Here is a 13,306-nt window from a genome sequence, read left to right on the forward strand (position 1 = left end):
GAGATTGAGTTCTGATGGCGGCAAGACGAGGCAAATCCCAAGCACGACGCAACACCGGCAACAGCGGCGGCCTGCCCGGCTGGGCCTGGCTGGTGCTCGGCATCGTGCTGACGCTGATCGTGATCCTGATGGCGCCGAAGTGGCTCAAATCCGACGGCGGCGACGGTTTCATCCGTCCCAAGCCCAATCCCGATGCGCAGCCGGCCGCTGTGTCGTCCGCTGGCGAAGACAGCGTGGTGCAGGAATCGGATGCCCCGAACACCGGCGCCGCCGCGCACGCCGCGACCGATGCCAAGCCGGCGCAGGGCGAGAAGGACGACAAGCAGCAGTACGATTTCTACACGCTGCTGCCCGGCCAGGAAGTGGCGATGTCCGATGCCGAGCTCGCCGCCAGCGAGCGCGCGGAGGAGGAGCGTCAGCGCAAACTCACGCAACAGCAACAACAACAGCAGAAACAACAACAGCAGCAACCGCAACAGACCGCCGCCGCCAATACCCTGCCCGCGCAGATCCCCGAGCAGACACCGGCACCGGCAACAACGGCGCCCGCAACCACACCCGCGAATACCGCACCCGTCGCGACGCCCGCACCGCAGGTCGCCGCAGCGGATACCCAGGCGCGCTACATCCTGCAAGCCGGCGCCTTCGGCGCCTCCGGCGATGCCGAAACCTTGAAGGCCCGCATCGCCATGCTCGGCCTCAACGCCCGTGTCGAATCAGCCAGCATCGGCGGCAAGACGGTCTACCGCGTGCGCATGGGGCCATACGGCACCGCCACCGAACTGGCCGAGGCCAAGCGCAAGCTCGGCAACGGCGGCCTGCCCGCGATGGCGGTCAAGGCGAAATAAGCCATCTCCAACGGCGGGGTCGTCTCGCCGTTCGCGACGCATTGCGAAGTCGCGGGATTCGCCCGCCTCGGATGGGGTCGCGATCCCTGAGAAACCCTTCCGGCATCCTGTCGGCCACTGGGAGGGAACGACGATGGTCATCGAAGCCGCACTCATCAAACCCGTGGTCGATGTACTGCTTGGCCTGTTCAAGCAAGGCGACAACCTGCGCCTGAAACACAACGCCGAGGAAGCACTGCGCGAGGTCATCCGCGAATTGCTGCAAGCCAATCCGGACGAGAACAAGGCCGAGGCGCGCATCGCCGTCGCCAAGGCCGCCGGCATCCTGTCCGAGGACGTGGTACTGGCCGAGGACATGCTCAAGAAGCACCGCGCCGCCAAGAGCCGCACCAATGGCAAGGCCGCGACCGGACGCAAGCGCAAGCCGACCGCGACGGCCAGGAGCAACGACACGCCGGCGGCGAAAGCCCCGACCAAATCCGCCGCGGCGAAAAAGACAAAACCGGCTGCCTGACGCGCGGAAGCTGTGGGCCTTCCGGCCGCGTGTGGACGGAAGATGCCTTTGCCGCCGCCCGCCCTGTGCGTGATCTGGCTGTGCGGCGAATGGTGGATCGGTCGCAGGCGCGCGGCCGATCGCAGCGGCAACGCCGGCTATAGACGAAACCCGCGACCTGACAGGTATGCTTCCAGCGTTCCCACCCGAGGGTGAACCGACAGATGGTGCTTCTGCTCATCCTGTGTCTGTTGTGGGGAGCCCACGAATGGTGGATCAACCGCAAGCGCGCCGCCGATCGGAGCCTCGATGCCGGAACGCTGTTTCTGTTGCGGATCGTCTTCTTCCCCTGCCTGGTCGCCGCCGTCTGGCTGGCGTTATGGCCGGACGGGCGCTTCCCCGCCTCCGCGTCCGCGCCACTGCTCTGGACCGGCTGCGCATTGATGTTCGCCGGCATGGCCCTGCGCGATTGGGCGGTGCGCACACTGGCCGAATTCTTCACCATCGATGTCGCCATCCATCCGGGGCAGACCCTCATCCGCAACGGTCCCTACCGGTGGCTGCGCCATCCTTCCTACACCGGCTCCCTGCTCACCTTCTACGGGTTCGGCATTGCTCTGGGCAGCTGGCTCTCGCTGCTGGTCATCGTCGTTCCGGTGACGGCGGTGTTCATCCGTCGCATCCGTGTCGAGGAGCACGTACTGGCCGAAGCGTTTCCCGATGCCTATCCCGCATACGCGCTCGCGACCAAGCGGCTGATCCCATTTCTTTGGTGAGTGCATCGCGCATGCGCGATGCCTGATGCTTTCTCCTCCCTTTCATGGAGAGGGCTTAGAATCCTGGCATGTCCAAAATCATTCTCATCACCGGCGGTACTTCCGGCTTCGGCGCCGCCACTGTCGATCGCTTCGTCGAGGGCGGCTGGCGCGTGGTCACCACAGGCCGTCGTGCCGATCGCCTGCAAGCACTGGTCGAACGCCACGGCGCCGAACGCGTGCACGCGCTCACCTTCGACATACGCGATGCCGATGCGCTGCGCGCCGCGCTCGACAGCATCCCGCCCGAATTCCGCGACATCGACGTGCTCGTCAACAACGCCGGCCTCGCCCTCGGCACCGCGCCGGCGCAGCACGCGAGCCTGGAACAGTGGCGGCAGATGATCGACACCAACGTCACCGCCCTCGCCACGCTCACGCATGCGCTGCTGCCCAGGCTGATTGAACGCAAGGGCGCCATCGTCAACATCAGTTCCATCGCCGGCACCTATCCCTACACCGGCGGCAACGTCTACGGCGGCACCAAGGCCTTTGTCACCCAGTTCTCGCTCGGCCTGCGCAGCGACCTGCACGGCACCGGCGTGCGCGTCACCTCGATCGAACCGGGGCTGTCGCAGACCGAATTCACCCTGGTGCGTACCAGCGGTGATGCGGCGGCGTCCGACAAACTCTATGAAGGCGCGTCTCCGATCACCGGCACCGACATCGCCGATGCGATCTGGTGGGTGGCGAATCTGCCGCCGCACCTGAACATCAATCGGCTGGAAGTGATGCCGGTGAGCCAGTCGTTCGCCGGATTCCAGATTCACCGCAATTAGTGTCCAACTCGATATGGGCAATCCGCCGCCGCCATTTCCAAATCTTGTCGAAGATTGGATTTCCATGGCGATCTGGCAGCGAGAGCATTCAGACGGATTGAACGAAAACCCTTTTGGTGCTGCATATGCCGAACTCGACTGGCTGATTGAAGACGCCCCTGAACGAGCGTGGGACACTATTCTTTCCATCCTCGCCAACCCTCGAGCAGAACCTATTTGGGGCGTACTTGCGGCCGGCCCACTGGAAGATTTTCTTTCCCACCATGGCGAAGCATTCATAGAACGCGTGGAAGCCCGAGCATCATCAGACCCTAAGTTCGCGTGGCTTCTCGGTGGTGTTTGGCAGTTCTTGATGAGCGACGACATCTGGCGTCGGGTGCAAGCAGTCTGGGATCGTAGGGGCTGGGACGGCAGCCCAACCGATCCCTGAGGGGGAAGTTTTTAAGTGTTTCTACTTCGCGCTCCACTCCCGCACCGTCAGCTCCGACGAACCGGTGACATGGAGCGGATCGGCATGCACGATGGCGAGCGCGGCTTCCAGGCTTTCGGCGCGCAGCAGATAGGCACCGCCGCTGCCGTCGGTGAAAGGACCCGTCAGTTCGAGCTGTCCCTGTTCGCGCAAACGATCCAGGAACGCGTGATGCGGCTTCACGACCGCGGCATCGAAGCCCGGCTTGCGCATCGCGAGGACCAGATAGCGGTTCATCCCGTCTCCGGAAACTGAAATACGGCGAAAGAACGATCGCGCCGATCAGGCGATCGGCGCGTCATCGAGATAGGTGTAACCAGTCAACCCGGCTTCCAGCGCCGCATTCAAGCGTTCGGCTTCTTCTTCCGGCAGTTTCGCCGCCGCGACCTTGTCGCGATAAGCCTGCCGCAGTACATCGAGCTTGTAGCCGACGTAGTCGAGCATCACGTCGGTGGTATCGCCCTTGCGCTGCTGCGCGATCGTATAGCTGTCGCCCTGCACGCGCACTTCGATGGCATCGGTGTCGCCAAACAGGTTGTGGATGTCACCGAGGATTTCCTGATAGGCGCCAACCAGGAAGAAGCCGAGCCGATAGCTCTCGCCATGGCGCAGCGCATGCAGCGGCAGCGAGGTATCGAGGTCCTCGTTCTCGACATAGGTGTCGATCTTGCCGTCGGAATCGCAGGTGAGATCGGCGATCACGCCACGTCGCGTCGGCGCTTCGTTCAAGCGCTCGATCGGCGTGATCGGGAATACCTGATCGATCGCCCACACGTCCGGCATCGATTCGAATACGCTGAAGTTGACGAAATACTTGTCGACGAGGCGCTCGTTCAACTCATCCAGCAACGGGCGATGGCTCTTTTCGTCGTAGGTCAGGCGCGACTTCACCGCATGCGCGATGGCGTAGAACAGATCGTCGATGCGCGCGCGGTGCACGAGATCGATCTGCCCAAGCGAGTACAGCGCCAGCCCTTCGGCGTGGAAATGCTGCGCTTCCTGGAACAATTCCACCGCCGGCCGCGATTCCAGCTCGGCGTGGATCTCGCGCAGATGGCGGATCACCGCCGGTTCGTCGTCGTGTGCGTCGGGCACACGGCCTTCCGGCGCGGTTTCCACTTCGGACACGTTGGCGACCAGCACGGCATGATGCGCGGTCATCGCGCGGCCGCACTCGGTGACGATGCGCGGCGGCGTGAGGCCATGCGCCTCGCAGGCATCGGCCAGCGGCTGCACGATGCTGGAAGCGTACTGCTGCACGCCGTAGTTGACCGAGCAGAAGCTGCGCGAGCGCGTGCCCTCGTAATCGATGCCGAGGCCGCCGCCAACGTCGACATGGCTGATCTTCGCGCCCAACCGCGACAGCTCGACGAAATACCGCGTCGCCTCGCGCATGCCGTTGGCGATGTCGCGCACGTTGGAGATCTGCGAGCCCATGTGGAAATGCAGCAGGCCGAGGCAGTCGGTCATGCCGGTATCGCGAAGCGATTTCCAAAGGTCCAGCACCTGCCGCGGCGACAGCCCGAACTTGGCCTTGTCGCCACCGCTGTTCTGCCATTTGCCGGCACCGAGCGAAGCCAGGCGCATGCGCACGCCCAGACCCGGTTTCACGCCGAGCGCCTTGGCCTCTTCCATCACCAGCGGCAGTTCGGAGGGCTTCTCGACGACGATGAAGGTCTGCAGGCCGAGCTTGCGCCCAATCAGCGCCAGGCGGATGTATTCGCGGTCCTTGTAGCCGTTGCAGACGATCAGCCCGCCCGGACGCGACAGCGCCAGCACCGCCATCAGTTCCGGCTTGCTGCCGGCCTCCAGGCCAAAGCCCTCGCCGTGATGCGAGGCCAGCGTGCCGGCGACGCCCTGGTGCTGATTCACCTTGATCGGATAGACGGCGGTGTAGCCGCCCTTGTAATCCCACTCGGCTTGCGCCTGCGCGAAGGCCGCCTGCAGCTTGCGCAGGCGGTCGCCGAGGATGTCGGGGAAGCGCACGAGCAGCGGCATGTTGGCGCCGGCGGCCAGCGCCGCGTCGATCACTTCCGGCAGCGCGATTGTCGGTCCCTGCTCGCCACCGGGTCGCGCCACGATGCGGCCGCTGGCGTCGACGTCGAAATAACCTTCCGACCAGTGCGGGATCGAATAGGTCTTGCGGGCTTGGTCGGCGGACCAGGCGGTCATGGGCGGGCTTCCATCGGGTGTTCCGGCGGGGGAGAAAGCCCGCATTCTACCGTTCGCGGACGGCGCTCCTGTGACTTCGGCGGCCTCAGCCGCCGTAGACGGGAGCCCCGGTCCGCCGCACGCGCTTGGTGGTGCTGCGATGGCTGCCGGTGCTGAGGACGATGAGGCTGCCAGGCAGCTCCAATGCCTCGGCCACGCGATCCAGCACGGCCTGTTCGCTGGTCATCCATCTCAGCCAGCGCCATTGCAGCAGCACGACGAAATGCGGCGGTCCTTCCGGATCGTCGATGTGCTTGCGCACGATCCAGGCGCGGCGAATCTTGCCGACCCCCTCGAAGACCGCGCGCGCTTTCCGGAGATCCTCCTCGCCCAGGCCATGCGCTTCAAAACGATCACGGCCGCTGATTTCTCCGCGCTGGTACGCGGCCTGGTTGCGCCGCGCGTACAGCGCTTCGAGTTCCGCGATCACGCCCAGGCGACCGTCCTCGTCGCCAACGGTGTAGTAGTACTGGCCAAGCTGGTGCAGCACCATTTCTGTCGCTTCGGCATCCAGCGCCATCGCCTTGCGCAGATGCGCGACGCCGCCTGCGTCCTCGCGATCGAGCAGCAGCGCGCCGAGTCGGAACTGGGCGACCGCGCTCTCGGGCGCGCGCGTCACCGCATCCTGATACAGCGGCAGGACATCGGCGTCCGGATGCAGATCCTCGGTGAGGCGCGCGAGTTCCACGGCCTCTTCGGGCGTGTGCGACGCCTGCCCTTGCAGCACCGCCAGGCGCTCGGCATCGGCCTGCGCCTGCTGATGCTGCTCCTGCCACGCCGATTCGACGCTGCCGCGCCATTCTTCGCTGAAGCGCTGCTCCAGCTTCGGCAACAGATCGCCCAGCAGCGCCTCGGCGGCGGAAACCGTCGGCGGCGCCACCGCGCCGGCGTCGACACCCAGCGCCGCCAGACGCTGCGCCAGCGTCGGATGGGTATCGTCGAAATCCGGCTTCTGCCCGAGCGCGCGCTGCAGGCGCAGCTCGTCCTCGGCCGCCGGCTGGCGCAGGTTGCTGGCCATCTCCCGGAACAGCAGCGCCGGCGGCTGTGGCTGCGATTTCAGCGCATTCTGCACACCGGGCCAGAAATCCCGGGACAGCCGCTCGCTGCCCAGATTGGTGCGGATCAGAGCGTGCCCGATCGTCTGCGGGCTGGTGATGCGCGCGGCGACCGCATCGGCCTGATACTCGTTGCCACGCGCCATCACGAAGCTGTACGCATTGAAATACGGCGCGTACCAGTTGAAGAAACGCACGAACAGGCCGCTAGTCCAGGAGCGTTGCGCCGTCAGCGCCTCCAGCAGGCGGTACCAGCTCAGCCGCACGTGGTAGATCCAGCCACTGAAGCGACCGTGGCCGCCGCCGAAATGGCCGAATTCGTGCGCGACCACGCCGGCGAACTGCTCGCGATCCAGCAACTGCATCAACGGCAACCCCAGCAGCAGGTAATGGCGGTGGCCAAACAGACCGAGCAGGCGCGGCACCGTCGCCGCGGCGGCATTGAGATCGGGATCGATATAGATGCCGTCGAGCCTCGGCGCGCCGGCCGCCTCGCGCAGCCGTTCGATCTCGGCGCACAGCACGGGCGCCTCCCCATCGGCCAGCCGGTAGCCCTCCGGCGGCGGGAACTTGACCCACAGCGCCCGCAGCATCAGCCAGCCGAAGGCGATCGGAATCCAGATCAGCTTGGCCAGCTTGAGCAGCAGCCACGGACTGATCAGGACCAGCCCGATCACCAGCCCCACCGACAACCCCAGTGACAGCAGCAGCGCCCCGCCGAGCACCAGGAAGCCGAGCGCCGCGAACAACGCGACCTTGGCCTTGTAGCGCCCCGGCGACTCCCGCGCCTCGATCTCCAGCCGCTCGATCAGCTCCCGATAAACCTCGGCAGATGCCATTGCCTGTTCCGTCCGTTCCGTGATCCCCCGGGCGCAATCGTATGCCAGATTCCGGCAGACCGTCATGTCGGTTCGCTACAATCTGCGGCCTTGAACGCATGGCGCCCTGGCGATTCGATGTCGCGGGTGACGCTTTCGGATTCCGGCTTCGGCCCCCTTTCCTGGCTTTACGTATGACCTCTCCGAATTGGCTCTACGAAAACTTCGACCCCGCCGGCAGCGCCATCGGCTACCGCATCACCCGGAAGCTCGACGAGGTGCAGTCGCCGTTCCAGAAGATCGAGATCTACGAGAGCACCGACTGGGGCAACCTGATGCTCATCGACGGCGCGCTGATGCTGACCACGCGCGACAACTTCCTCTATCACGAGATGATGTCGCACCCGGCGCTGTTCACGCATCGTGATCCGCAGCAGGTGGTGATCATCGGCGGCGGCGACTGCGGCACGCTGCGCGAGGTGCTCAAGCATCCCGGCGTGCGCAAGGCCGTGCAGTGCGACATCGACGAGCAGGTCACGCGCATGGCGGAGAAATATTTTCCCGAGCTGTGCGAGTCCAACGACGACCCGCGCGCCGAACTCCTGTTCGACGACGGCATCGCCTACATGAAGAATGCCGCGCCCGGCAGCCTCGACATCGTCATCGTCGACTCCACCGACCCGGTCGGCCCGGCCGAAGGCCTGTTCAACCGGGCCTTCTACGAATCCTGCTTCCGCGCGCTGAAGGACGACGGCATCCTCGTGCAGCAATCGGAATCGCCACTGGTGCTGCTCGAACTGATCAAGGAAATGCGCGGCGAAATGACCAAGGCCGGTTTCACCACGTTCAAGACGCTGCCGTTCCCGCAGCCGTGCTATCCCACCGGCTGGTGGAGCGCCACGCTCGCGCGCAAATCCGGTGACTTCGATTTCCGCGAAGACGAGAGCCACAACAAGCCCTTCGACACCAGGTACTACAGCGCCGACATCCACAAGGCCGCGTTGATCCTGCCTCCGTTCGTCGAAAGCGCGCTCGGGTAAGCCGCCGAGCGCAGTTCAGAGCGCGTCCGCGTCCAACTCACCGGTGCGGATGCGCACCACGCGCTCCAGGTCGTACACGAACACCTTGCCGTCACCGATCTTACCGGTGCCGGCCGCCTTCAGGATCGCTTCGGTCACGATCTCCGCCTGCGTATCGGTCACAGCGATCTCCAGCTTGATCTTCGGCAGGAAATCCACCACGTACTCGGCGCCGCGATACAGCTCGGTGTGACCTTTCTGGCGTCCGAAGCCCTTCACCTCGGTGACGGTGACGCCGGTGATGCCAGCCTCGGCCAGCGCCTCGCGCACGTCGTCGAGTTTGAACGGCTTGATGATCGCCATCACCATCTTCATCGCGGCATCTCCTGGAAGCTGATGCGGTCAGCATAACGCGAGTGGGTGACGGATTTGTCGGTCGCGCCGCCGCCTGCGACGTTCCAGGCGTTTGGATTTCGTTGGCCGACGCCTTATGGGGCAATCCAAAACGCTGGCATAACACGCCTCGGCCGCGCACGCGGCGTGCTTGCCGGAGAAGGCCGCCCATGCTGTAGTGCGCGCCGGCGTCAGAATTTTCTGACTACCCGTAGCGGGACGCTCCGATGGCGCGATCACGGGATCGCGGCGCAAGCTCGGAACGCCATCGCAGGAACAGACATTCAGATGATCGACCTCAATCCCATCGACGAACTCGCCCGCCGCCTCAGCAGCCTGGTTCCGCCCGGCCTGCGTGAAGGCCGCGAGGAACTGCAGGAAAACTTCAAGGCCGTGCTGCAGTCCGGCCTCGCCAAGCTCGACCTGGTCACGCGCGAGGAATTCGAAGTGCAGCGCGCGGTGCTGCTGCGCACGCGCGAGAAGCTTGAAGCGCTGGAGCAACTGGTCGCCGAGCTCGAAGCACGCGCCGGCGCCGACAACACCGCTTCGCACTGATCCCGCCGCCATGGGACTCGCACTCGTGCACGGACGTGCGCGCGCGGGCGTTCACGCGCCCGCCGTCAAGGTGGAGGTGTATCTCGCCGGCGGTTTGCCGCGGATGTCGATCGTCGGCCTGCCGGAAGCGGCGGTGCGCGAAGCCAAGGATCGCGTGCGCGCGGCGATCCAGTGCGCGCAATACGAATTCCCTGCGCGCGTGATCACCGTGAACCTCGCGCCGGCGGACCTGCCGAAAGATGGCGGCCGTTTCGATCTGCCGATCGCGCTTGGCATTCTCGCCGCCAGCGGGCAGATTCCGCGGGAGGCGCTGGATGGTTACGAATTTCTCGGCGAGCTCGGCCTCACCGGCGAACTGCGTCCCGTCGATGGCGCACTGCCCGCTGCGCTCGCGGCGGCACAGGCGGGACGCAAATTGGTGGTGCCGCTCGCCAATGGCGCCGAAGCCGCATTGGCTTCCGGCGTCGAAGTCCACACCGCGCGCACGCTGCTGGAAGTCTGCGCGCTGCTCAACGGCAGCAAGGCATTGCCGATCGCGGAAGCACCTGCCACCGTGCCCGTGCATGGACCAGACATGCGCGATGTACGCGGGCAGATGCACGCGCGCCGCGCGCTGGAAATCGCCGCGGCCGGCGGTCATCACCTGCTACTGATCGGTCCACCCGGCTGCGGCAAGACACTGCTGGCCTCGCGACTGCCGGGCCTGTTGCCGGAAGCGAGCGAAGCCGAAGCGCTCGAAGCGGCGGCGATCGCATCGGTCAGCGGACGCGGACTCGATCCGACGCGCTGGCGCGAACGTCCGTTTCGCGCACCGCACCACACCGCCAGCGCGGTCGCCCTGGTCGGCGGCGGTGGCGAACCGCGTCCGGGCGAAGTCTCGCTGGCGCACAACGGCGTACTGTTCCTCGACGAATTGCCGGAATGGGATCGCCGCGCCCTCGAAGTGCTGCGTGAGCCACTCGAATCCGGCATCGTCACCATTTCGCGCGCGGCACGACAGAACGAATTTCCCGCGCGCTTCCAGCTGGTCGCGGCGATGAATCCCTGCCCTTGCGGCTGGGCCGGCGATGTTTCCGGCCGCTGCCGCTGCCTGCCCGATGCGATCCGCCGTTACCGCGCACGCATCTCGGGACCGCTGCTCGACCGCATCGATCTGCACGTCGAGGTACCGAGGCTGCCACCGTCGGAACTGCGCCCCGATGCGCCCGATGGAGAAGCCAGCGGCACGATCCGCACCCGCGTCGAGCAAGCGCAGCGGATGCAGACGCAACGCGCCGGCGTGTTGAACGCACGCCTCGGCCAGGCGGAAACGATGTCATCGTGCCGGCTGTGCGATCGCGACCAGCAACTGCTGGAACGCGCCATCGATTCGCTACAGTTGTCCGCGCGCGCCATGCATCGCATCCTGCGCGTCGCCCGCACCATCGCCGATCTGGCCGGCAGCGATCAGATCGCGACAGCGCATCTGACCGAGGCGATCGGCTATCGGCGCGGAGATCAGTCCGCGCAGTCCCAAGCCGCTTGATCGCGAGCCAACACGGCATCCCCTTCTTCCGCGCAACTCGCCATCAGCGGGGAACCCTACCCTGCCATCAGTCATGGCCGCTTTTAACCATGCACAAACGTATGCCGGAACGGCAGCGCTTAGTGTGGCGGTCATTATCCGCAACGATGGGGGATCGCATGCAACGCCTGATTCTTGTCTCCAGCCTTCTGCTTGCGCTGGCCGCGTGCAAGCAATCCGCCGAAACACCGGCCGCCAAGACTGATGCGCCGCAAGCCGCGGCTACGCCGGCCGAGGTTGAACTGATTCCACGCGACGCGCTGTTCGGCAATCCCGAACGCGCCGGCGTGCAGATCAGCCCCGATGGCAAGACGCTGAGCTGGCTGGCGCCAGTGGACGGCGTGATGAACGTCTGGGTGGCACCCGCCGACGATCCCAGCAAGGCCAAGGCCGTCACCGACGACAAAGCGCGCGGCATCCGCCAGTACTTCTGGAGCTACCGCCCCGACACGCTGCTGTACCTGCGCGACAGCGGCGGCGACGAAGACTTCCATGTCTACAGCGTCGATGTGGCCTCCGGCACGAAGCGCGATCTGTCGCCGTTCCCGAAAACGCGCGCCGAGGTCTCCGGTGTGAGCCAGCTGCATCCGGAATCGATCCTGGTCGGCATGAACGATCGCGATGCGAAGTGGCACGATCTCTATCGCGTCGATCTCGCCACCGGCCAGCGCACGCTGGTGGAGAAGAACACCCACGAGTTCGCCGGCTATATCACCGATCTCGACTACAAGGTGCGGATGGCGCAGAAGTCGCGTCCGGACGGCGGCTCCGATCTGCTCGTTCCGGACGGCAAGGGCGGCTGGAAGAAGGTCGACGAGATTCCCTTCGAGGATTCGCTCACCACCAATCCCGGCGGCTTCACCACCGACGGCAAGACCCAGTACTTCCTCGATTCGCGTGGCCGCAACACCTCGGCGCTGTTCGCCATCGATGTCGCCAGCGGCAAGAAGACGCTGGTGCACGAGGATTCGCGGGTCGACATCGGCGGCGCGCTGAGCGATCCGAAGACCAACGTGGTGCAGGCGGTGGCGTCGAACTATCTCAAGGAGGAATGGACGGCGATCGATCCGGCCATCGGCGCCGACCTGAAAACACTGCAGGCGATCGGCCCCGGCGAGGCCTCCGTGACCTCGCGCACGCTCGACGACAAGACCTGGATCGTCGCCTATTCCGCCGCCGAGTCGCCCGTCGTGTACTACCGCTACGCGCGCGGCGGCAAACCGGAGAAGCTGTTCTCCGCTCGCCCCGCCCTCGACGGCAAGCCGCTGGTGGCGATGTGGCCGCAGGAGATCAAGGCGCGCGACGGCCTGACGCTGGTGAGCTATCTCACCCTGCCCAAGTCCGTGGATGCCAACAACGATGGCAAGGCCGACAAGCCCGCGCCGCTGGTGCTGTTCGTGCATGGCGGCCCGTGGTCGCGCGACACCTACGGCTACAGCGGCTACGACCAGTGGCTGGCCAATCGCGGCTATGCGGTGCTGTCAGTGAACTATCGCGGCTCCACAGGCTTCGGCAAGGCCTTCACCAGTGCCGGCGATCGCGAATGGGCCGCCAAGATGCACGACGACCTGATCGACGCCGCAGGCTGGGCGGTGAAGCAGAACATCACCACCAAGGACCAGATCGCGATCATGGGCGGCAGCTACGGCGGCTATGCCACGCTGGTCGGCCTGACGTTCACGCCGGATGTGTTCAAGTGCGGTGTCGACATCGTCGGCCCGTCCAATCTCAACACGCTGCTGTCGACGATCCCGCCGTACTGGGCCTCGTTCTTCGAACAATTCGCCAAGCGCGTCGGCGATCCGCGCACCGAGGACGGCAAGAAGCTGCTGGCCGAACGCTCGCCGCTCACGCACGCGGACAAGATCACCAGGCCGTTGCTGATCGGCCAGGGCGCCAACGATCCGCGCGTGAAGCAGGCCGAGAGCGATCAGATCGTGCAGGCGATGAAGGCGAAGAACATCCCGGTGACCTACGTGCTGTTCCCGGACGAAGGCCACGGTTTCGCGCGGCCGGAGAACAACAAGGCTTTCAACGCGGTGACCGAAGGCTTCCTCGCGCAGTGCCTGGGCGGCCGCGTGCAGCCGGTCGGTGATGACTTCACCGGCTCGAGCATCACCGTGCCCGATGGCGCGGATCGCATTCCGGGCGTCGCGGAGGCGCTGAAGACGCATACGCAGGCGGTTCGCAAGTAGTCCGCCATGCAGGGCTTCGGGCGTGTCATGCTCCAGTGACACGCCCCTGGCGGTTTACGCACTCACGTCAACGACAAGCAAGAAAGAGGATG

Annotated in this window: 13 protein-coding genes; 9 read left to right on the top strand and 4 right to left on the bottom strand. The window is 65.5% G+C overall.

What is annotated here, in order from left to right; translation table 11 throughout:
• Nucleotides 1-14 precede the first annotated feature (14 nt).
• The 5 genes from AC1RNP_RS00790 to AC1RNP_RS00810 all read left to right on the top strand — a co-directional run bounded on the left by AC1RNP_RS00790 (nt 15) and on the right by AC1RNP_RS00810 (nt 3,365).
• Nucleotides 15-848 (top strand): SPOR domain-containing protein, encoded by an 834-nt coding sequence (locus AC1RNP_RS00790; RefSeq protein WP_493049308.1) that lies wholly within the window; start codon nt 15-17, stop codon nt 846-848.
• Nucleotides 849-981: 133 nt separating this feature from the next.
• A complete protein-coding gene (locus AC1RNP_RS00795) occupies nt 982-1,362 on the top strand; it encodes a hypothetical protein (RefSeq protein WP_493049309.1) in 381 nt (126 codons plus the stop codon).
• A 203-nt stretch (nt 1,363-1,565) separates the two neighbouring features.
• Nucleotides 1,566-2,117, top strand: coding sequence for a methyltransferase family protein (locus AC1RNP_RS00800; RefSeq protein WP_493049310.1), 552 nt, complete (start codon nt 1,566-1,568; stop codon nt 2,115-2,117).
• 68 nt (nt 2,118-2,185) lie between these two features.
• Nucleotides 2,186-2,935: an SDR family NAD(P)-dependent oxidoreductase gene (locus AC1RNP_RS00805; protein ID WP_493049311.1), complete on the top strand. Its 750-nt coding sequence runs from the start codon at nt 2,186-2,188 to the stop codon at nt 2,933-2,935.
• Between the two features lie 13 nt (nt 2,936-2,948).
• The gene (locus AC1RNP_RS00810; protein WP_493049312.1) at nt 2,949-3,365 is read left to right on the top strand and encodes a DUF6869 domain-containing protein; all 417 of its coding nucleotides are present in this window, start codon (nt 2,949-2,951) and stop codon (nt 3,363-3,365) included.
• 21 nt (nt 3,366-3,386) lie between these two features.
• Here AC1RNP_RS00810 and AC1RNP_RS00815 read toward each other — a convergent pair whose 3' ends face one another.
• The 3 genes from AC1RNP_RS00815 to AC1RNP_RS00825 form a co-directional block, all read right to left on the bottom strand.
• Complete coding sequence (locus AC1RNP_RS00815) at nt 3,387-3,641, bottom strand: YciI family protein (protein ID WP_493049313.1); 255 nt, start codon at nt 3,639-3,641, stop codon at nt 3,387-3,389.
• Nucleotides 3,642-3,686: 45 nt separating this feature from the next.
• Nucleotides 3,687-5,576, bottom strand: coding sequence for an arginine decarboxylase (gene speA, locus AC1RNP_RS00820; RefSeq protein WP_493049314.1), 1,890 nt, complete (start codon nt 5,574-5,576; stop codon nt 3,687-3,689).
• A gap of 85 nt (nt 5,577-5,661) precedes the next feature.
• Nucleotides 5,662-7,509: a M48 family metallopeptidase gene (locus tag AC1RNP_RS00825; RefSeq protein WP_493049315.1), complete on the bottom strand. Its 1,848-nt coding sequence runs from the start codon at nt 7,507-7,509 to the stop codon at nt 5,662-5,664.
• A gap of 173 nt (nt 7,510-7,682) precedes the next feature.
• On the opposite strand from AC1RNP_RS00825, the gene speE reads away from it, so the two are divergent.
• Nucleotides 7,683-8,528 carry a polyamine aminopropyltransferase gene (speE, locus tag AC1RNP_RS00830; RefSeq protein ID WP_493049316.1) on the top strand — a complete coding sequence of 282 codons (846 nt, stop codon included), beginning with the start codon at nt 7,683-7,685 and terminating at the stop codon, nt 8,526-8,528.
• A gap of 15 nt (nt 8,529-8,543) precedes the next feature.
• On the opposite strand, the gene AC1RNP_RS00835 is transcribed toward speE, so the two are convergent.
• Nucleotides 8,544-8,882 carry a P-II family nitrogen regulator gene (locus AC1RNP_RS00835; protein ID WP_493049317.1) on the bottom strand — a complete coding sequence of 113 codons (339 nt, stop codon included), beginning with the start codon at nt 8,880-8,882 and terminating at the stop codon, nt 8,544-8,546.
• Nucleotides 8,883-9,188: 306 nt separating this feature from the next.
• Here AC1RNP_RS00835 and ubiK point away from each other — a divergent pair, with 306 nt between their 5' ends.
• The 3 genes from ubiK to AC1RNP_RS00850 all read left to right on the top strand — a co-directional run bounded on the left by ubiK (nt 9,189) and on the right by AC1RNP_RS00850 (nt 13,214).
• On the top strand, nt 9,189-9,455 hold the full coding sequence (gene ubiK, locus AC1RNP_RS00840; RefSeq protein ID WP_493049318.1) for a ubiquinone biosynthesis accessory factor UbiK: 267 nt from the start codon (nt 9,189-9,191) through the stop codon (nt 9,453-9,455).
• Between the two features lie 10 nt (nt 9,456-9,465).
• The gene (locus AC1RNP_RS00845; RefSeq protein ID WP_493049319.1) at nt 9,466-10,980 is read left to right on the top strand and encodes a YifB family Mg chelatase-like AAA ATPase; all 1,515 of its coding nucleotides are present in this window, start codon (nt 9,466-9,468) and stop codon (nt 10,978-10,980) included.
• 158 nt (nt 10,981-11,138) lie between these two features.
• A complete protein-coding gene (locus AC1RNP_RS00850) occupies nt 11,139-13,214 on the top strand; it encodes a S9 family peptidase (RefSeq protein ID WP_493049320.1) in 2,076 nt (691 codons plus the stop codon).
• Nucleotides 13,215-13,306 lie beyond the last annotated feature (92 nt).

Source organism: Luteimonas sp. GW821-FHT14E02, assembly GCF_058803905.1.

Bases quoted from the DNA above. Each gene is read 5' to 3' on its own strand.
- AC1RNP_RS00850 (WP_493049320.1), top strand. From the start codon at position 11,139: ATGCAACGCCTGATTCTTGTCTCCAGCCTTCTGCTTGCGCTGGCCGCG.
- AC1RNP_RS00815 (WP_493049313.1), bottom strand. From the start codon at position 3,641: ATGAACCGCTATCTGGTCCTCGCGATGCGCAAGCCGGGCTTCGATGCC.
- speE (WP_493049316.1), top strand. From the start codon at position 7,683: ATGACCTCTCCGAATTGGCTCTACGAAAACTTCGACCCCGCCGGCAGC.
- AC1RNP_RS00800 (WP_493049310.1), top strand. From the start codon at position 1,566: ATGGTGCTTCTGCTCATCCTGTGTCTGTTGTGGGGAGCCCACGAATGG.
- AC1RNP_RS00790 (WP_493049308.1), top strand. From the start codon at position 15: ATGGCGGCAAGACGAGGCAAATCCCAAGCACGACGCAACACCGGCAAC.
- AC1RNP_RS00805 (WP_493049311.1), top strand. From the start codon at position 2,186: ATGTCCAAAATCATTCTCATCACCGGCGGTACTTCCGGCTTCGGCGCC.
- AC1RNP_RS00825 (WP_493049315.1), bottom strand. From the start codon at position 7,509: ATGGCATCTGCCGAGGTTTATCGGGAGCTGATCGAGCGGCTGGAGATC.
- AC1RNP_RS00845 (WP_493049319.1), top strand. From the start codon at position 9,466: ATGGGACTCGCACTCGTGCACGGACGTGCGCGCGCGGGCGTTCACGCG.
- AC1RNP_RS00810 (WP_493049312.1), top strand. From the start codon at position 2,949: ATGGGCAATCCGCCGCCGCCATTTCCAAATCTTGTCGAAGATTGGATT.
- AC1RNP_RS00835 (WP_493049317.1), bottom strand. From the start codon at position 8,882: ATGAAGATGGTGATGGCGATCATCAAGCCGTTCAAACTCGACGACGTG.
- speA (WP_493049314.1), bottom strand. From the start codon at position 5,576: ATGACCGCCTGGTCCGCCGACCAAGCCCGCAAGACCTATTCGATCCCG.
- ubiK (WP_493049318.1), top strand. From the start codon at position 9,189: ATGATCGACCTCAATCCCATCGACGAACTCGCCCGCCGCCTCAGCAGC.
- AC1RNP_RS00795 (WP_493049309.1), top strand. From the start codon at position 982: ATGGTCATCGAAGCCGCACTCATCAAACCCGTGGTCGATGTACTGCTT.